The 17,691-nt window shown below is 70.6% G+C and carries 16 protein-coding genes; 8 read left to right on the top strand and 8 right to left on the bottom strand.

The genetic code is table 11. The features are described 5' to 3' along the window. The 4 genes from RO069_RS21900 to RO069_RS21885 form a co-directional block, all read right to left on the bottom strand. Positions 1 to 1,098: ABC transporter transmembrane domain-containing protein (locus RO069_RS21900; protein ID WP_328190368.1), on the bottom strand; the 1,098-nt coding region annotated here is incomplete at its 3' end. Next, positions 1,085 to 2,803, bottom strand: a complete 1,719-nt coding sequence (gene cydD / locus RO069_RS21895) for a thiol reductant ABC exporter subunit CydD (RefSeq protein WP_328190366.1) — start codon at positions 2,801 to 2,803, stop codon at positions 1,085 to 1,087. The genes cydD and RO069_RS21900, both read right to left, overlap by 14 nt. Positions 2,804 to 2,812: 9 nt before the next feature. Then, the gene (gene cydB / locus RO069_RS21890; protein WP_248242041.1) at positions 2,813 to 3,847 is read right to left on the bottom strand and encodes a cytochrome d ubiquinol oxidase subunit II; all 1,035 of its coding nucleotides are present in this window, start codon (positions 3,845 to 3,847) and stop codon (positions 2,813 to 2,815) included. A 14-nt stretch (positions 3,848 to 3,861) separates the two neighbouring features. Next, complete coding sequence (locus RO069_RS21885; protein ID WP_328190364.1) at positions 3,862 to 5,280, bottom strand: cytochrome ubiquinol oxidase subunit I; 1,419 nt, start codon at positions 5,278 to 5,280, stop codon at positions 3,862 to 3,864. Between the two features lie 135 nt (positions 5,281 to 5,415). Between RO069_RS21885 and RO069_RS22175 the strand changes: the two genes are divergently transcribed. Next, positions 5,416 to 6,915, top strand: coding sequence for an L-serine ammonia-lyase, iron-sulfur-dependent, subunit alpha (locus RO069_RS22175; protein WP_442915405.1), 1,500 nt, complete (start codon positions 5,416 to 5,418; stop codon positions 6,913 to 6,915). Between the two features lie 471 nt (positions 6,916 to 7,386). On the opposite strand, the gene RO069_RS21870 is transcribed toward RO069_RS22175, so the two are convergent. Continuing rightward, positions 7,387 to 8,364, bottom strand: coding sequence for a hypothetical protein (locus RO069_RS21870; RefSeq protein WP_248242038.1), 978 nt, complete (start codon positions 8,362 to 8,364; stop codon positions 7,387 to 7,389). 151 nt (positions 8,365 to 8,515) lie between these two features. On the opposite strand from RO069_RS21870, the gene moaA reads away from it, so the two are divergent. Both moaA and fdhD read left to right on the top strand, forming a co-directional pair. Further along, on the top strand, positions 8,516 to 9,586 hold the full coding sequence (gene moaA, locus RO069_RS21865; protein ID WP_248242037.1) for a GTP 3',8-cyclase MoaA: 1,071 nt from the start codon (positions 8,516 to 8,518) through the stop codon (positions 9,584 to 9,586). 1 nt (position 9,587) lies between these two features. Then, a complete protein-coding gene (gene fdhD, locus RO069_RS21860; RefSeq protein WP_328190362.1) occupies positions 9,588 to 10,451 on the top strand; it encodes a formate dehydrogenase accessory sulfurtransferase FdhD in 864 nt (287 codons plus the stop codon). 10 nt (positions 10,452 to 10,461) lie between these two features. Here the strand turns inward: fdhD and RO069_RS21855 are convergent, their stop codons facing one another. Then, a complete protein-coding gene (locus RO069_RS21855; RefSeq protein ID WP_248242035.1) occupies positions 10,462 to 11,343 on the bottom strand; it encodes a manganese catalase family protein in 882 nt (293 codons plus the stop codon). 193 nt (positions 11,344 to 11,536) lie between these two features. Between RO069_RS21855 and RO069_RS21850 the strand changes: the two genes are divergently transcribed. Both RO069_RS21850 and RO069_RS21845 read left to right on the top strand, forming a co-directional pair. Beyond that, the gene (locus RO069_RS21850; RefSeq protein ID WP_248242034.1) at positions 11,537 to 12,676 is read left to right on the top strand and encodes a zinc-dependent alcohol dehydrogenase; all 1,140 of its coding nucleotides are present in this window, start codon (positions 11,537 to 11,539) and stop codon (positions 12,674 to 12,676) included. A 29-nt stretch (positions 12,677 to 12,705) separates the two neighbouring features. Beyond that, the gene (locus RO069_RS21845) at positions 12,706 to 13,275 is read left to right on the top strand and encodes a hypothetical protein (protein ID WP_328190360.1); all 570 of its coding nucleotides are present in this window, start codon (positions 12,706 to 12,708) and stop codon (positions 13,273 to 13,275) included. Positions 13,276 to 13,290: 15 nt separating this feature from the next. On the opposite strand, the gene RO069_RS21840 is transcribed toward RO069_RS21845, so the two are convergent. Both RO069_RS21840 and RO069_RS21835 read right to left on the bottom strand, forming a co-directional pair. Beyond that, on the bottom strand, positions 13,291 to 14,472 hold the full coding sequence (locus RO069_RS21840; RefSeq protein ID WP_248242032.1) for a DUF4190 domain-containing protein: 1,182 nt from the start codon (positions 14,470 to 14,472) through the stop codon (positions 13,291 to 13,293). A 143-nt stretch (positions 14,473 to 14,615) separates the two neighbouring features. Next, the gene (locus RO069_RS21835; RefSeq protein WP_248242031.1) at positions 14,616 to 15,170 is read right to left on the bottom strand and encodes a Dps family protein; all 555 of its coding nucleotides are present in this window, start codon (positions 15,168 to 15,170) and stop codon (positions 14,616 to 14,618) included. 163 nt (positions 15,171 to 15,333) lie between these two features. Here RO069_RS21835 and gnd point away from each other — a divergent pair, with 163 nt between their 5' ends. The 3 genes from gnd to RO069_RS21820 form a co-directional block, all read left to right on the top strand. Next, positions 15,334 to 16,386, top strand: coding sequence for a phosphogluconate dehydrogenase (NAD(+)-dependent, decarboxylating) (gene gnd, locus RO069_RS21830; RefSeq protein ID WP_248242030.1), 1,053 nt, complete (start codon positions 15,334 to 15,336; stop codon positions 16,384 to 16,386). Between the two features lie 13 nt (positions 16,387 to 16,399). Further along, positions 16,400 to 17,170, top strand: a complete 771-nt coding sequence (locus RO069_RS21825; RefSeq protein ID WP_328190359.1) for a hypothetical protein — start codon at positions 16,400 to 16,402, stop codon at positions 17,168 to 17,170. Between the two features lies 1 nt (position 17,171). Continuing rightward, the coding region (locus RO069_RS21820) for a DUF1345 domain-containing protein (RefSeq protein WP_328190357.1) at positions 17,172 to 17,691 on the top strand (520 nt) is incomplete at its 3' end.

Raw genomic sequence — 17,691 nt, 5'->3', positions numbered from 1 at the left:
CCCCCCCAGCGCCGGAGCGTCTGCTCCCGGCCACGTCACCGACACACCGCGGAGGGACAGACGCTCGCCGAGGGACGGTCCCGTCCCGGTGGCGGGGACGCCGCGGTCGGACACGAGTTCGACGGGGAGGGCGTCGGGGACCGCCTCGGCGACGCGGGCCGCCGCAGCGTGCACGCGCCGCCACGCCGCCGCCGCCAGCGGCACGACGGTGAAGACCTCGAAGACCGCCATCGGCACGAGGACGACGACGGCGAGTCCGGGGCCCGACAGTGCGCCCGCGGCGACCGCGGGTGCGCTGACGAGGACCGCGGCGATCGAGGCGGCGCCCGCCGCCGCCGATACGACGGCGGTCGTGGCCGCCTGGGCGCCGGCGCGGCGGACGACGGCGCGTCGCAGGGCCTGGTCGGCGGTGTAGATGCGCGCCCGGCTGGTCTCGGCGGCGCCGAAGGTCTGCAGGACGTCGAGGGCACCGAGGTGATCCACTAGCGCCTCGGTCACCCGCGCCCGCAGGGGCGCCACGGCCCGTTCGGCGCGAGAGCCCGCCACCCAGCCCCAGGCTGCGGCGGTGACGGCCGCGACGACCAGGCAGCCGAGGAGGGTCAGGGCGGCGGGCCACCACACCAGACCGACGAGGACGACCGACAGCGCGGCGACCAGGGCGGAGGATGCCAGGGGCTGGACAACCCGGAGGGGAAGGTCCTGGAGCTCGTCGATGTCGTCGACGAGGGCACCCAGGATCGAGCCGCTCCTGGTTCGGCTGAGCCCGTCCGGTGCGAGCGGGACGAGCCGTCTGACGAGGTCGGTGCGGGTGCGCACGAGCTGGCCGAGCGCCGCGTCGTGCCCGAACAGCCGCTCCAGATAGCGCGCGCTTGCCCGGGAGAGGGCGAAGAAGCGCACCCCCACGACCGCCAGCGACAGGTAGAGCACCGGCGGCTGCTCCGACGCGCGCACGATGAGCCAGGCGCTGACGGCGAGCAAGGCCACGGCGGACGCCTCGGCGGCGAGCCCGGTCAGGATCGTCGGCACCAGCCGCCGGGCCGGCGGCAGTGCGCCGCGGAGGAGCCTCACCGCGGTCGTCGGAGCGTCAGGCCGAGACATGAGGGGCCCCCTGGATGGTCATCGGCGGGGTCTTCCGTGGCGCAGCGTTCTGCGATCTCGCCCCTATGGTGACGACCCGGTCGGCGATCCGGCGGGCGCTGAGACGGTGGGAAATGAGCAGCACCGCGCTACCTTCGTCGGCCAGCGACCGGATCGAGCGCCACAGGCGCTCCTCCGTCTCGGGGTCGAGGGCGGCGCTGGGCTCATCGAGGGCGAGGAGACGCGCTCCGCGACCGCGCGGATCGCGCAGGAGACGGTAGATGGCCCTCGCCACGGCGACGCGCTGCGCCTGGCCGCCGGACAGGCCCGCTCCTCGCACGCCGAGGGTCGTCGACGGTGAGACCCCGTCGGCGCAGGCGAGGCCGAGCGCCCGCCGCACCAGCGTCTCATCGGGGGCGGGGTCGCCGAGGGCGACGTTCTCGGTGACGCTGCCCTGCAGAAGACCCGCGTCCTGCCCGGCCCACGCCAACCACGCGGCAGGCGCGAGCTCGCCGACTGCCCGTCCCTGCCAGCTCGCCGTGCCCTGGGCGTCGGCGGCTCCCCGAAGAGCCGCGAACACGCTGCTCTTCCCCGCCCCGCTCGGGCCCGTGAGAACAGTGACGGTGCCAGGAGAAGCCTCGAGGTCGACGGCCTCGAGAAGCGTCTCGCCGCGCCACACCCGCAGGCTTCTCACGACCAGACCCCGGCTCTCCTCCCCGCCGGGCCCCGCAGCATCCGATCGGGACGTACCCTCCTCCCGGAACCGGTCCTCGGCGGTGTCGAGCACATCGAAGATCTCCTCGGTCGCGGCGACGCCCTCCGCCGCCGCATGGAACTGCACCCCCACCTGACGCAGCGGCAGGTACGCCTCGGGGGCGAGGAGGAGGACGAACAGGCCCACGGCGAGGGGCAGCGCTCCGTCGAGGAGCCGGAAGCCGATCGAGACCGCGACGATCGCCACGGCGATGCTGGCGAGGAACTCCAGGGCGAACCCCGACAGGAACGACACCCGCAGCACCGTCATCGTCTCGCGGCGATACCGCGCGGTGGTCTCGGCGATGGAGTCGACGGCGCGCTCCTGGCGCTGGAAGAGCCGCAGGGTGCCCAGCCCCCGCACGACGTCGGCGAAACGGGCCGCGAGCCGGCCGAGCGTGTCCCACTGACGCTTCTGCACCGCGCGGGTCGCGAGACCGATGAGCACCATGAAGAGGGGGATGAGGGGGAGGGTCAGGGCGACCGTCACCGCCGAGATCCAGTCCTGCCACCACATCACCGCGATGATCAGCGGGGTCGCGACGACGGTGAGCACCAGCTGCGGCAGATAGCGCCCGAAGTACGCCTCCAGCGCCTCGAGCCCGCGGCCGGCCGTCACCGCCAGGCGCGTGGAATTGCGCCCGGCCAGCCAGCCGGGGCCCAGGCGATCGATGGCCGAGAGGACGGCCTCCCGCAGCTGCGACTGCGCACGCGCGGCCGCGCGCGTCGCCGCGGCCTCTCGCGCCCAGGCGAGGCCGGCGCGCAGGGCGACGACGGCCGCGAGGGCGGCGAGGATCCGCGCGAGCTCGGCCGGCGGCATCCCGTCGATCGCGCCGACGATCGCCCGCGTGAGCAGCCAGGCGAAGGCGATGATCACGAGCGCCTGCGCGAGCCCGATGAGAACGAGGAGTGCGAAGAACGGGCGGGCGGCCGCGGTGTAGCGCAGCAGCCGAGGATCGACGGGACGAGCCATGAGGGATGCTCAGTGGGCGGCCGCGGCGGCCGCGGTCTCGATGTGCCGACGAGTGACGCGCTTGCGGAACACCCAGTAGGTCCAGCCCTGATAGGCCAGCACGAGCGGAAGGAAGATCAGGGCCGCCCACGACATGATCGTGAGGGTGTAGTCGGTGCTCGAGGCGTTCTGGATCGTCAGCGAGAAGGCCGGATCGGTCGCGGAGGGCATCACGTTCGGGAAGAGCGAGAACCACAGTGTGAGCACGGCGCCCGCGACGGCGGCCACCCCGAAGGCGAAGGCGCGGCCCTCGCGGTCGCGGGCGCTCGCGATCACGCCGCCGGCGACGCCCACCGCGGCGACGCCGGCGGCGATGAGGGCGGCGGGGAAGGCGGGGGCGCCGCCGGTCCAGGCGTCGGCGAGCGTCCAGGCGAGGAACACCGCGGCGACCGCCAGCGTGACGAGACCGGCCCGGACGGCGAGTCGGCGGGCCCCCGCGTGCACCGGCCCGTCGGTCTTCAACGCCACGAAGGTCACGCCGTGGGTGAAGAACAGCAGCAGGGTCGTCGCGCCGCCCAGGAGCGCGTAGGGGTTCAGCAGGTCGAGCAGCGTGCCGGTGAACTCGAAGTCCTGATCGATCGGCACGCCGCGGACGATGTTGGCCACCGCGACACCCCAGAGGAACGCCGGGACGGCCGAACCGATCACGATCATCAGGTCGAAGCGCCGCTTCCAGCGGAGGTCGTCGCGCTGGTGGCGGTACTCGAACGACACCCCGCGGACGATGAGGGCCAGGAGGATCAGCAAGAGCGGCAGGTAGAAGCCGCTGAAGAGCGTCGCGTACCACTCGGGGAAAGCGGCGAACAGGCACGCTCCGGCGACGATCACCCAGGTCTCGTTGAGGTCCCACACCGGCCCGATGGTGTTGATGATCTGGCGGCGGGAGGTCTCATCGCGGCCGAGGAACGGCAGCGACATCCCGACACCGAAGTCGAAGCCGTCGAGGACGAAGTAGCCGAGGAAGAGGAAACCGACGATCCAGAACCACAGGGAGGGAAGATCCATGATGCGCCTTTCGCCTAGTAGACCGTGGTCCGGGTCGCGAGCTCGGCGTGCTCGTCGTCACCGGCGGGAAGGGTGGTGTCGGGTCCCTTCTGGGCGGCCCGGAGGATGAGTCCGAATTCCACCACGGCGAGCGTGGCGTAGATGAGGGTGAAGGCGATGAGGGAGATGAGCACCGTCCATCCCGGGACGTTCGGCGAGACCCCGTCCTCGGTGAGCATCAGGCCGAACACGATCCAGGGCTGACGGCCCATCTCGGTGAAGACCCAGCCGACGAGGCTGCCGACAAGGGGGAGGGGAGCCGACCAGATCGCGACCTTCCACATCCAGGTCGCCACCGGGCGGGTGGCCTTCTTGCGGGTCACCCACAGGCCCGCCACCGCGACGAGCGCAGCGAGGCCCCCGAGGGCGATCATCCAGCGGAACGACCAGTAGGTGACCCAGACGATCGGGCGGTAGTCCACGCCCGCGCCGAACTGCTCGGTGTACAGCGCCTGCAGATCGTTGAGCCCCTCGACGCACCCGTCGAGGGTGTGGGTGGACAGCAGCGACAGGAGGTAGGGCACCCGCAGCGACCAGATCTCCTCCGTACCGTCGGGGGTGCCGATCGAGAAGAGGGAGAACGAGGCGTCCGCGCCGCAGGCGGAGTCCCACATCGCCTCGGCGGCGGCCATCTTCATGGGCTGGGTCGCCACCATCACCAGGCTGAGCTGGTCACCGCTGACGGCTACGCCGATGAACGAGGCGATGACGAACCACAGGCCGAACCGCAGCGACGACCGCATCGTGTCGAGGTGCCGACCGCGAGACAGGTGCCAGGCCGAGACGGCGACGACGACCGTACCGGCGAACATCCAGGCGGCGAAGATCGTGTGGGGGAAGGCGGCGAGAACGACAGGGTTGGTCAGCACCGCGCCGATGTCGATCAGCTCGGCACGGCCGCCGTCGGCGGCGAGCTGGTAGCCGACCGGATTCTGCATGAACGCGTTGGCGGCGAGGATGAAGTACGCCGAGAGGGTCGAGCCGAGCACCACCATCCAGATCGAGGTGAGGTGCAGCAGGCGGGGGAGACGATCCCACCCGAAGATCCACAGCCCGATGAAGGTCGCCTCGAAGAAGAAGGCCATGAGCCCCTCGAAGGCCAGCGGGGCACCGAAGACGTCGCCGACGAAGCGGGAGTATGCCGACCAGTTCATGCCGAACTGGAACTCCTGCACGATCCCCGTCACCACGCCCATGGCGAAGTTGATGAGGAAGATCTTGCCGAACAGGCGGGTCAGGTGAAGCCATTTCACATCGCCGGTGCGGTGCCAGACGGTCTGGAAGATCGCCACGACGAGCACGAGCCCGAGGGTGAGGGGGACGAAGAGGTAGTGGTACAGGGTGGTGAGCCCGAATTGCCACCGCGCCAGCAGCAGCGGGTCGAGGAGGTCCACGTCAGCTCTCCGATCTTCGAAAGGTGCCTTCGGGACCGAGCGTACGCTGTGGTCTGACCACAGCGCATGGCACTGTCTCGATGTCGAGCGGATGTGTCTCGATGTCGAGCGAGACGGTCGGCGTACGGTAGACGAGTGAGCGCCTACATATCGGCGTTCGAGCTGTTCTCCATCGGTGTAGGACCCTCGAGCTCCCACACGGTCGGCCCCATGCGGGCCGCCGGTGACTTCGCTCGACGGCTGCGCGATGGCGGAGCGCTCGATCGCGTCATCCGCATCTCCTGCACGCTGTTCGGATCCCTCGGTGCCACGGGGCTCGGTCACGGGACGCCCGACGCGGTCGTCGCGGGGCTGCGGGGTCTCGAGCCCGAGACGGTGGACCCGGATGCCGTGCGGGCGGCGTGGGCGCAGTGGCCGGCCGATGCCCGGCTCGCGGTGGCCGGGACGCACCCGATCGCGTTCTCGAAGGACGACATCGCCTTCGCTCCGCGGACGCGTCTGCCGGGTCACCCCAACGCCCTGACCCTGGAGGCGTGGGGTCCGGATGGCGAGGGTCCGCTGCTGTCGGAGACCTACCTCTCGATCGGGGGCGGGTTCATCCGGCGCGAGGGCGCGGCCGAGGAGGTGACGGCGGTGACCTTCCCGTTCGCGTACGACAGCGCCGCAGAGCTCATCGCGCTCTGCGACGAGCACGGGATCACGATCGCCGAGCTGGCGCGGCGCAACGAGGAGGCACTGCGCTCACCCGACGAGATCGCCGCGGGTCTGGACGCCATCTGGGACGCCATGTCGGGGTGCGTCGCGGCGGGGCTCCGCGCGGACGGTGTGCTCCCCGGGATGCTGGGGGTCAAGCGTCGCGCGGCGGCGATCCGGGCGCAGCTGGAGGAGGCAGAGTCCTCCGGGCACCGCGAGCTCCCCGGGGAGTGGCTGGGCGCTTTCGCCCTGGCGGTGAATGAGGAGAACGCCGCCGGCGGACGCGTCGTCACCGCGCCCACCAACGGTGCGGCGGGAATCCTCCCCGCCGTGGCGATGTACTGGTGGCGGTTCCTGTCGGACTCGGGGCTCGGGGTGGGAAACGCCGTCACCCCGTGGGGAGAGCTCGTCGGAAGCGCGCTGCTCGGCTTCGGCGGCGATCGCTCTGCGAGCGGACCGGCGGAGGTGAACGACCCGGCCTTCGTCGCGGAGGCGAATCGGCGCCGCGGCATCCGGCGGTTCCTGCTCACGGCGACCGCCCTCGGGTCGCTGTTCAAGGCCAATGCGTCGATCTCGGGGGCCGAGGGCGGGTGTCAGGCCGAGGTCGGCTCGGCGTGCGCGATGGCCGCGGGCGGGCTCACCGCGGTGATGGGCGGCACCACGCGTCAGATCGAGAACGCCGCCGAGATCGCGATGGAGCACCACCTGGGACTGACCTGCGACCCGGTGGGCGGGCTCGTGCAGATTCCGTGCATCGAGCGGAATGCGATCGCGGCGTCGACCGCGGTGACGGCGGCGCGCCTGGCGCTGCGCGGCGACGGGTCGCACTTCGTCTCGCTCGACGCCGTCGTCGAGACGATGCGCCAGACGGGCATCGACATGTCGCACAAGTACAAGGAGACGAGCGAGGGCGGCCTCGCGGTCAACGTCATCGAGTGCTGACCCGCGCTCCGCGCGCGGATGTGGCGCAGATGGGTTCGACCGGCGCCTTGGACCGCCGCGGCGACCGCGACCGCGGCGGCGACGGCGCGAAACCCGGGTGGCACAGATGGTCGCTCTTCGCGGCGAGCCGTGACCATCTGTGCCACTTCGTTCGGGGCCACCTCATCGAGGTGGCGGGATTGGTCGGGGGTGGCGCGGAAACGCGACCATCTGTGCCACTTCGTTCGGGGCCGCTTTATCGAGGTGGCGGGAATGGTCGGGGGTGGCGCGGGAACGCGACCATCTGTGCCACTTCGATCGGGGCCGCTTTATCGAGGTGGCGGGATTGGTCGGGGGTGGCGCGGGAACGTGACCATCTGTGCCACTTCGATCGGGGCCGCTTCATCGAGGTGGCGGGATTGGTCGGGGGTGGCGCGGGAACGCGACCATCTGTGCCACTTCGTTCGGGGCCGCCCGCGCCGCCGCGGCGCTTCACCCCAGATCGATACCGCGGCCCGGTCGCCAGCCGTTGCGCACCAGGGCATCGCGCACGAGCGAGACTCCGCGTTTCGCGCCGCGCACATGGGTGGAGGTGAGCCGCACGACCTGCCACCCGAGTGCCGCGTACGCGTTGTACTTCTCGATGTCACGGTCCCACTGACGCCTGTCTGTGCGGTGGTGGTCGCCCTCGATCTCCACGAGTGTGCGATAGTCGCGATACGCGACCTCGGTGATGCCGATGAGGCGTCCCCGAGGGTCGCGGATCTCGACGTCGAGATCCGGGTCAGGCAGCCCCGCAGCGGTGGCGTCGAGTCGATACTCCGTCTCCAATGGCGAGGAGCTCCCGACACGGACGAGCTCTACGGCTTCGCGCAGACGCTCGATCCCGGGTCGCTGGCCGGCGGCGATGACACGTCGCAGCTGCGCCGGCGTCGCCCGTCGTAGCTCCGGCGCCGGTGCTCCGTGGCGAGTGCGAGGCATCCTCACGAACCAATCGCCGAGCACGACGAGTTCCCGCACCGTCAGCTCGTTGCCGAGCATCGCCCAGGTCGATGCGGGGGATGCCACGGGCAGACCTTCGTGCTCGATGACCGACACCAGGTGGTGGGCGACTTTCACGCCGCGGACGCCGCGGCGCCGTGGCGCACGGCCGGGCGCGTGGACGCCGACGGTGATGTCCTGGCCGTGAGCGAGGGGAGCGTCGAAGAGCACCGCGGCGGTGCGTCCCGCGAAGAAGCGGTGATCTCCCAGCAGCGGAGCGAACCCGCGCGCACGCCGGACCACCCGGTGGTGATCCTCTCGCCCACGGTCGGCCCCCTCGTCGCCGATGACGCCCGGCACCATCCGAACCCCGTGGAAGACCGGTTCGAGCTGCCTCGTGCGGAGTCGACGGCGCGTCACACCCGCCGCGAGGGCTTTTGCGCACGTGAAGGCCTCGCCCAGTTCGTCGGGGAGTCGTACGTCGTCCATCCCTCCACCGTGGCCGAGCGTGGCGGTCGCTGATCCCCGCTCCAGCCGATCGGTGGACAACCCGTCGTCCCACCAGGCGGGGGAGGAAGCGACACCCCGACCGGGCGGGACTACGCTCGAAGGATGACTGCGCGGCGAGGGGGCAGCTGAGATGGTGGCCATCCCGGTGACGATCTCACCCGCGCCGTCGCGCCCCGCACACCCCGCGCCCGACGGCGGGATCGGCGATCCGCTCATCGACACCCACGGCCGCGTCCACCGCGACCTCCGCATCTCGCTGACCGACCGGTGCTCCCTGCGCTGCACGTACTGCATGCCCGAGCAGGGCAACGAGTGGCTCGCGCGCACCAGCATCCTCACCCTCGACGAGATCGAGCGCGTCGCCCGCATCGCCGCCGCCGACGGGGTCTCGACCTTCCGGCTGACCGGCGGCGAGCCGCTGCTCCGCCGCGACCTGCCCGAGGTCGTCGAACGGCTCGCCGCCCTCCGCGGCCCGGACGGTCCCGTGCAAATCGCGATGACCACGAACGGCATCGGCCTGCGCGCGGCGCTCCCGGCGCTCATCGAGGCGGGGCTCTCGCGCCTGAACATCTCGCTCGACACTCTCCGTCGTGAGCGGTTCCACGACCTGACCCGCCGTGACCGGCTCGACGACGTCCTCGACGGAATCGATGCCGCGGCGGCATCGGGGCTCCGCCCCCTCAAGATCAACGCCGTGGCCATGCGCGGGGTCAACGACGATGAGATGGTCGATCTGGTGGCGTTCGCTCTCGCCCACGACGCCCAGCTGCGATTCATCGAGCAGATGCCCCTCGACGCCGGCCACACGTGGGACCGGCAGCGGATGGTCACACGCGACGAGATCCTCGCTGCTCTCGCCCAGCGCTGGCACCTGACCCCGGTGCCCGGTCGCGGGGGCGCGCCGGCGGAGCGCTTCCTGCTGGACGGCGGCCCCGCCTCGGTCGGCGTCATCGCCTCGGTGACCGCTCCGTTCTGCGGCGCCTGCGACCGGCTTCGCCTCACCGCCGACGGCCAGTTGCGCAACTGTCTCTTCTCCACCACTGAGTACGACCTGCTGCCGGTCCTGCGCGGTCCCGCTCCCGGCGACGACGCCATCGACCGGATGCTGCGCTCGTGCGTCCACGGCAAGCTCCCCGGTCACGCCATCAACGACCCGTCCTTCCTCCAGCCCGCGCGCGGCATGAACGCGATCGGGGGCTGAGGTGGGACGCATCACCGCGCGCCGGCCCGTCACGCGCGTCACCATTGGCGGCGGAGAGAGTGGAACGGATGCCGCAAGGCGGCGTCCCGACGCGCTCGCCGTGGAGGAGCCCCTCGAGATCCGCGTGCGCGGCACGTCGCTCGCGGTCACCATGCGCACGCCCGGGCACGACGTCGAGCTCGCCGCGGGGTTCCTGGTGTCGGAGGGAGTGATCTCCCGCGGCGACCAGTTCCGATCGACGATCCACTGCGGTGGCCCCGGAACCGGGCCAGGCTCCGACGGCAACACCTACAACGTGCTCGACGTCTCCCTGGCGCCCGACGTGCCGCCGCTGGATCCCGACCTCGCCAGGAACTTCTACACGACCAGCAGCTGCGGGCTGTGCGGGAAGGCGTCGATCGATGCCGTCCGCACGGTGTCGAGCTACGACATCGCGCTCGATGAGGCCGTGGTGCCGGCGGCGGTGCTCGCCGGCTTCCCCGACGAGCTGCGGCGTCAACAGGACGTCTTCGACAAGACCGGCGGGCTCCACGCCGCTGCCCTCTTCGACGCCGCGACCGGTGAGCCGCTCGTCGTGCGCGAGGACGTCGGACGCCACAACGCGGTGGACAAGGTGGTCGGGTGGGCGGTGCTGAACGACCGGCTTCCGCTCAGCGGTACCGCCCTGCAGGTGTCGGGACGGGCGAGCTTCGAGCTCGTGCAGAAGGCCGTCATGGCCGGCATCCCGATCCTCGCGGCGGTCTCGGCGCCGTCCTCGCTCGCCGTCGAGCTCGCCGAGGATTCGGGCCTGACACTCGTGGGGTTCCTGCGGGGGGCGTCGATGAACATCTACACGCACCCCGACAGGATCCTCCTCGCCGGCTGACCCGTCGGCCTCACTTCTTGCTGAGCTTGTCCTTCACCACTCCCGCGGCCTTGTCGACGACATTCGGCTTCGGGTCGGTGCCGAACAACCGCGGATCGGGCTGGGTCGGCGGTGGCATGGGCGCCGACGTGGTCGGACCGTCGTGGTAGCTGAACTCGCCCTTGCCGTCGGGTGTCGGGCCAGCGGCCCAGGAACCCTCGGCTGCCGCGGCGCCGTCGGAGAAGTTGAGGTACTGGTAGCTGACGTCCCGGTGCTCCTGCGACAGCGGGAAGTTCATGGGGACCGGGAGATCTTCGGTTCCCTCCTCCCGGAGCTCGGCGGCGGCACGCAGCCACTGGTTCTGATGCATCGTGTCGCGCGCGAGGAGGAAGGAGAGCATCTTGCGCACCCCGTGGTCGTCGGTCATGTGGTAGAGCCGCGCGACCTGCACACGGCCCTGCATCTCGGCGTTGGCGTTGGCGGTGAAGTCGGCGAGCAGATTGCCGCTGGCGGTGATGTACGAGCCCTGCCAGGGGTTGCCGTTGCTGTCGACGGGTCGCGCGCCGGCACCCGCGACGATCGCGTGCTGCACGTCCATGCCGCCCATCACCGCACCGAGCACCGGGTCGGACGCTGCGGCGGCTTCGGACTGTTCGACCGGCGCCTTCTCCAGCAGCTGGGCGATCATGATGGCGAGCATCTCGACGTGCCCGAACTCCTCCGCACCGATCCCGTAGAGCAGGTCGCGGTACTTCCCGGGGATGTGCGTGTTCCATGCCTGGAAGCCGTACTGCATCGCGACGGTGATCTCGCCGTACTGCCCGCCGAGGACCTCTTGCAGCCGACGGGCGTACACCGCGTCGGGCTTGTCGGGTGTGGATTCGAACTGCAGTTCCTGACGATGGAAGAACATCTGTCCTGCCCCTTTCGGTCGTGTCCGGGCGACGCTAGGAGGCCCGCGCACACGTCGTCGTCGGGGTTGACACGCCATACCGGCGCTGGGATACACGCGCCCGGGATAGTAGTCGGTTCGGCGCCGATGGCAACCCCCGTGTGCCGCGGGCAGCGCGTAGGCAGGGTGGGAGATCGACCTGCGAGGAGACGCCATGAGAGCCATGACCTATCGCGGCCCGTACAAGATGCGGGTCGAGGAGAAGCCGGAGCCCCGGATCGAGCATCCGCAGGACGCGATCGTGAAGGTGGAGCTGGCCGCCATCTGCGGTTCGGACTTGCATCTGTACCACGGCATGATGCCCGACACCCGCATCGGCCACACCTTCGGCCACGAGTTCATCGGCACCGTGCACGAGGTCGGAGGAGGGGTCCAGACGCTCCGGGTCGGCGATCGCGTCATGGTGCCCTTCAACATCTACTGCGGATCGTGCTTCTTCTGCGCCCGCGGGCTGTTCTCCAACTGCCACAACGTCAACGCCAACGCCACCGCCGTGGGGGCGATCTACGGCTATTCCCACACCGCCGGCGGGTACGACGGTGGCCAGGCGGAGTTCGTCCGGGTGCCCTTCGCCGACGTCGGTCCGTGGGTCATCCCGACCGATCTCCACGACGAGGACGCCCTTCTCCTCACCGATGCCTACTCGACCGGGTACTTCGGCGCCCAGCTGGCGGACATCGAGGAGGGCGATACCGCGGTGGTGTTCGGGGCGGGGCCGGTGGGGCTCGCCGCCGCCCACTCGGCCTGGCTCATGGGAGCGGGGCGGGTGATCGTGGTGGATCACCTCGACTACCGCCTGGAGAAGGCCCGCACCTACGCACGGGCCGAGACGGTGAATTTCGGACAGGTGGATGACATCGTCCTGACCCTGAAGAAGATGACGGCCGGTCTGGGATCCGACGTCGCCGTCGACGCGGTCGGCGCGGAAGCGGACGGCCACGTCCTCCAGCACATCACCTCGGCGAAGCTGAAGATGCAAGGGGGTTCCCCGGTGGCGCTGAACTGGGCGATCGACAGCGTTCGCAAGGGCGGGACGGTATCGGTGATGGGCGCCTACGGTCCGCTGTTCAGCGCCGTGAAATTCGGCGATGCGATGAACAAGGGGCTCACCCTCCGTATGAACCAGGCCCCGGTCGCCCGCCAGTGGCCGCGGCTGATCGAGCACATCCGCTCAGGCGTCATCGCACCGCGCGCACTCATCACCCACCGGTTCCCGCTCGAGCACATCGCCGAGGCCTACCACGTGTTCTCCGCGAAGCTCGACGGCTGCATCAAGACCGTCGTGCACGTCTGACAGATCGACCACGCCCACCAGGAGGCACCATGCCCTACACCGCCGCGAAACCCGGCATCCAGTCGGCACCCGAGGAGCTCCGCGATAAGATCCCCGGGTGGGGTGCCGACCTCGACCCGGCCGATCGACCGGCCTTCCCTCGCGAAGTGCCCGGCATCCAGACCGGAGCGCGCTGGGAGCTTCCCGATCAGCAGCTCGATGACGGGCACCGCGAACGATCGGTCGAGCACGAAAGACTCACACCCGTCTTCGGCACGGCGCAACCGCTGCACGGCTTGGCGGGTGCCGTGAGGCGCGCCGCCTACGAGCGCTACAGCGAAGGGCAGACCGCGCACTGGCTGCTGCTCGTCCTGGGAGACAGGATCGATGCGACCACGGAGCATCTCCGCTCCTTCGTCACCCTGCGTCCCGACAATCCCCTCACCCTGTCGGGAGTCCTCGGCGAGCGCGGACGCCACCCCGTGGCATCCCGTCTGCGACCGGGTCGATCGGACGCGAAGCACACCTGGCTCGACCCTCTCCTGGTGATCGGGCCGTGGGTGCTGGCCGGTGTGCTGGCGTTCCACGCGGCTCGGGGTGTCGTGCGCCGCGCGCGGTGACGCCCGCTCTCGGGGTCAGAGGAAGGGATACGCCTCGTACACCGTGTCGCCCGGGAGCGGCGTGAAGAAGATCGCCTCGAAGCGTGCGCTCCCGCCGTCGGCGGGAAGACGCTCGACGTAGGTCGAGGTGCCGCCGATGATCGTGCCCCCCGGGTCGCGGGCGACGACGGTGACCCCGACGAACTCCTGCTCCACGGAGAACTCCCCGGTCACGGTTCCGGAGACCTCGGTGACGTAATCGTCACTGGTCGCCGTCAGCTCGCCGACCGAGAAGGTGCCCGCACCGGTCGAGGGTTCGGACACGGCCTCGGCAGGGTCGGGACCGATGACCTCGAGGGCGGTGATCTGGTTCCCGCCGATCTCGTAGAAGGATCCGGAGACGGCGACCTGTCCCGGAAGCATCGTGATGTAGTCGGTCGAACTGTCGAGGATCGTGCCCGAGGCGTCGATCGCCTCGGTGGTGATCTCACCGAACTCGAAGACCGCATCGGGGTTCGGATTGTCGACGATCACGACGTACCACCACAGATCGGGGTCGAGCGTGTCCTGACCGAAAGCGGTCTCGACGACCTGGATCGGCTCGGCCGAGGCGACGGGTTCGCCGCCCCCCGGGGTGAAGGGATCCGTCACGCTGTCGTCGATGGTCTCGATGGTGGAGATCGTCGTGAACAGGACGGCGACGATCGAGACGACGATCGCGGTGATCCCGCCCACCACCGAAATGACGATCGCGGTGATGCTGAGCCCCTTGCCGCCCTGGCTCTTGACGGCGAGCGCGATGATGGCCATGACCAGTGCAGCGAAGAGGATCGGCGCGGAAAGCCAGCCGAAGAACGGGATGAAGGCGACGACGAGACCGACGATCGAGGCGACCAGCGCGATGATCGCGAGGATCTTGGGCCGGGTGTCCGGGCCGACGGGGGCGGTCGAGGGTCCGGGGTACGCCATGCCCGGCTGCGCGTACGGCGGCACCGGCGCGCCGGGGTAGGACGGCGGGGCCGGATACTGCCCGGCGGGCGGAGCGTACTGCGCGGCGGGAGGGGCGTACTGCCCCGCGGGCGGAGCGTACTGCCCGGCGGGTGGAGCGTACGGACCCGCCGGTGGCATCTGATGGCCGGCCGGTGGAGCGTATGAGCCTGCGGCCGCAGGGTCTGCGGGCTGCGGGCCCTCGGGGGCAGCCGGGTTCTGGTCGGACATCGCTTGCTCTCCTCGCCACGGCTGCGCTCGCCGCCGCTTCACAGTAGCGAGGTCGGCCGACAGAGCCCAAACCCCGCTGTGGGCCCCGCAGACATGACGAGAGCGGATGCCGCCCCCACGGCATCCGCTCTCGTCCTTCGCTGTCAGCGCCGGGGCTTGCGGTTCTCCGCGCTCACCATCCACGACAGCTGTTCCACGCGCTCGAGGACTCCGTGGAGGATGTCGGCGCTCGTGGGGTCTTCCTCATCGACGGGGTCGTGCACCTCGCGGACGGTGCCGGCGACGGCGTCGAGACGTTCGGTCATGAGGTCGATGACCTCGGTGGTGGCGATCTCGCCCTGCGGGAACTCGGGAAGCGTGGTCGTCTCGGCGACCGTGTCGCTGCGGCCGTCCGGCAGGGCGTGGAGCGCGCGCATCCGCTCGGCGATGTCGTCGGCGAACTCCCGGGCGGCGTCGATGATCTCGTCCAGCTGCAGGTGGGTGTCGCGGAAGTTCGTTCCGACGACATTCCAGTGGGCCTGCTTGCCCTGGAGGGAGAGTTCGATCAGGTCGACCAGAACGCGCTGCAGGCTGTTGCTCAGCGTCTCCGACGCCTGGAAGCCCTTCTCGGCGTTCTGCTCGTCGGTGAGCTCGGCGCCGCGCGACGGCCGCCGCTTGTTGCGGGTGGCGGAAGAGGCTTTGTCGTTCGAGGTGGCCACGGATCGCTCCTATCGGTCGGGGTCGCTTCGACGATAGGGGAGCGACGAATCCGCGGGGAGAGCTTGCACCCGGCCTGTCGCAGTGATAGCCGCCTGTCGCGCGGCGTCCCTAGACTGCGAACGTGAGCCGGACCGTCCGGTGCGCGAAGCGGAGCGAGGACCGATGCAACTGGCGATGGTGGGACTGGGACGGATGGGCGCGAACATCGTGCGACGGCTGATGCGCGATGGCCACGACTGCGTCGTCTACGACGTCAATCAGGATGCCGTGGCCACCCTCGTCACCGAAGGCGCAACGGGCGCGGCGAGTCTGGCCGATCTCGCCGGTGCCCTGGAGAGCCCGCGCGTGGTGTGGCTGATGATCCCCGCCGGCCTCACCGGCGGCGTCGTCGATCAGCTCGCCGAGGTGCTCGAGGCGGGGGACATCATCATCGACGGCGGCAACTCGAACTACCGCGACGACGTTCGCCGCGCCGCCGCACTGAAGCCGAAGGGAATCCACTACGTCGACGTCGGAACCAGCGGTGGCGTCTTCGGCCTGGACCGCGGGTACTGCCTCATGGTCGGGGGACCCGACGAGGCCTTCGCGCGGATCGAGCCCGTCCTGAAGACCATCGCCCCCGGCCGCGGCGAGATCGAGCGCACGCCCGGCCGCGAAGGCGACTTCGCGCCCGAGGAGCTCGGCTACCTGCACTGCGGTCCGTCCGGGGCCGGCCACTTCGTGAAGATGGTGCACAACGGCATCGAGTACGGCATCATGGCCGCGCTCGCCGAGGGTCTGAACATCCTCGAGCATGCCGACGCGGGCATACATCAGGCCGAGCACTCCGCCGAAGTGGCGCCCCTGGAGGAGCCGGAGTTCTACCAGTTCACCATCGACACCCCCAAGGTCGCCGAGCTGTGGCGCCGCGGATCGGTCATCTCCTCGTGGCTGCTCGACCTGACCGCCGCGGCCCTGCAGGAGAACCCCACGCTCGACGGACTGGCCGGCCGGGTCTCCGATTCCGGCGAGGGCCGGTGGACGGTCAAGGCGGCCGTCGACACCGGTGTTCCCGCCCCGGTGCTCGCCGCCTCGCTGTTCGAGCGCTTCGCCTCGCGCGGCGAGGACCATTTCGCCAACCAGGTGCTCTCGGCCATGCGTCTGCAGTTCGGCGGACACCAGGAGCTTCCCGCCGGCGACGTCCTCGAAGCGGGGGGCAAGAAGGCCGACACGTGATGCGGACCTCGTGATGGCCTACCTCCCCATCTCCACCCCCGGCGAGGTCGGGGGACCGGACGGGTATTCGTACTCGGCGCTGGTGCTGTTGACGGATGCCGCGGACCCGGCCGTGCTGCAGAGGTTGCTCGGCGTCATCCGCTTCACCGGCTGGATCGCGCCTGTCGCGTCGGGGACGCAGGTCGTCATCGGCGACCCCGGGGCGGGCGTCGTCGCCGCGGAGCGGCGCGGCATCATCGACGTCGGCGGGCTCGTGGCCGAGCGGCTGGAGTGCGACGCCCTGGCCGTTCAGGTCCGCCGCGACCGTCAGCTCGCCCTCGTGGGCTGGCGGGGCGCGGAGGAGATCGGACGCTACGACAGCGACCCCTCGGCCGAGCCCGGCGCCGATGACGATGTCGCCTCCGAGCCGGTCGGCGTCGCCTTCGCGCCGGAGCTCGCCGCCCTCGCGCGGACGCCGCAGGCCGCCGAGCGTCTGACCGAGATCCTCGCCGAAGAGCTGGAGCGCGACAGCGTCTCGGAGTCCGAGCGACTCCGCTCGATCCTGCGTCTGCTGACGCTCCCGGACTGGATCGTGGCGACGGGCTCCCTCCCCGCCGACATCCCCACCGGACCCCGCGCCGCGGACCTCACCCGCCTGCGGGTGGGGATGCCGGGCGCGGCGGGGCTCTGGCGTCACCTCGCCGTGCGGCGGGTGCGCCGCAGGCGAACGCCGCCGCCGGTCATCGCCGATCCGCCGCGCGAGAGCGCACCCGGTATGGAGGGGATCGAACCGTGGATGTTCTGAGATGAGCGGCCGGGCGTCGGGGACGCGGCGACGGACCGCGGTGTGGGGCCTCGTCGTCAGCTCCGCGCTCCAGCTGACCCTCGTGCTGCTCGGGATCGGCTTCATCTTCGCGCCGGGCAACGCCGCCTCCGCCGCCCTCCTGTTCGCCTGGTGCGGCGTCGGCACCGGCTACGCGATCGGCATCTGGGTGGTGCTGTGGATCGCCGGGCGGCGGGCGGAGAGCGACGGACCCCCGCTGCTGATGGAGCTCGGCATCGTGCCGCGCACGATCTCGCTCACGGCGACCATCTTCACCAGTGCCGTCGGCGTCGTCGCCACCGTGCAGCACATCTTCCTCCAGCCCGACGACGCCTTCACTCCCGTGCTCGATGTCATCGGCATCTGGGCGATGCTCCTGGCCTGGATCCTGCTGCACTGGGGATACGCGCAGCTCTACCTCCAGCTGTACTACCGCGAGGACGATCGCCCGCTGCGCTTCCCGGGGACCTCGACCCCCGGCATCCTCGAATTCGCCTATTTCT

The organism is Marinobacter sp. OP 3.4, from assembly GCF_036224885.1.
GTDB lineage: Bacteria > Pseudomonadota > Gammaproteobacteria > Pseudomonadales > Oleiphilaceae > Marinobacter.
Note: the sequence above shows the minus strand (reverse complement) of the source record. Positions and strands in the feature narration are given on the sequence as shown.

Excerpts from the sequence above, each read along its gene's own strand:
- cydD (WP_328190366.1), bottom strand. The coding sequence starts at position 2,803 with ATGGCTCGTCCCGTCGATCCTCGGCTGCTGCGCTACACCGCGGCCGCC.
- cydB (WP_248242041.1), bottom strand. The coding sequence starts at position 3,847 with ATGGATCTTCCCTCCCTGTGGTTCTGGATCGTCGGTTTCCTCTTCCTC.
- RO069_RS21870 (WP_248242038.1), bottom strand. The coding sequence starts at position 8,364 with ATGGACGACGTACGACTCCCCGACGAACTGGGCGAGGCCTTCACGTGC.
- moaA (WP_248242037.1), top strand. The coding sequence starts at position 8,516 with ATGGTGGCCATCCCGGTGACGATCTCACCCGCGCCGTCGCGCCCCGCA.
- RO069_RS21855 (WP_248242035.1), bottom strand. The coding sequence starts at position 11,343 with ATGTTCTTCCATCGTCAGGAACTGCAGTTCGAATCCACACCCGACAAG.
- RO069_RS21850 (WP_248242034.1), top strand. The coding sequence starts at position 11,537 with ATGAGAGCCATGACCTATCGCGGCCCGTACAAGATGCGGGTCGAGGAG.
- RO069_RS21845 (WP_328190360.1), top strand. The coding sequence starts at position 12,706 with ATGCCCTACACCGCCGCGAAACCCGGCATCCAGTCGGCACCCGAGGAG.
- RO069_RS21840 (WP_248242032.1), bottom strand. The coding sequence starts at position 14,472 with ATGTCCGACCAGAACCCGGCTGCCCCCGAGGGCCCGCAGCCCGCAGAC.
- gnd (WP_248242030.1), top strand. The coding sequence starts at position 15,334 with ATGCAACTGGCGATGGTGGGACTGGGACGGATGGGCGCGAACATCGTG.
- RO069_RS21825 (WP_328190359.1), top strand. The coding sequence starts at position 16,400 with ATGGCCTACCTCCCCATCTCCACCCCCGGCGAGGTCGGGGGACCGGAC.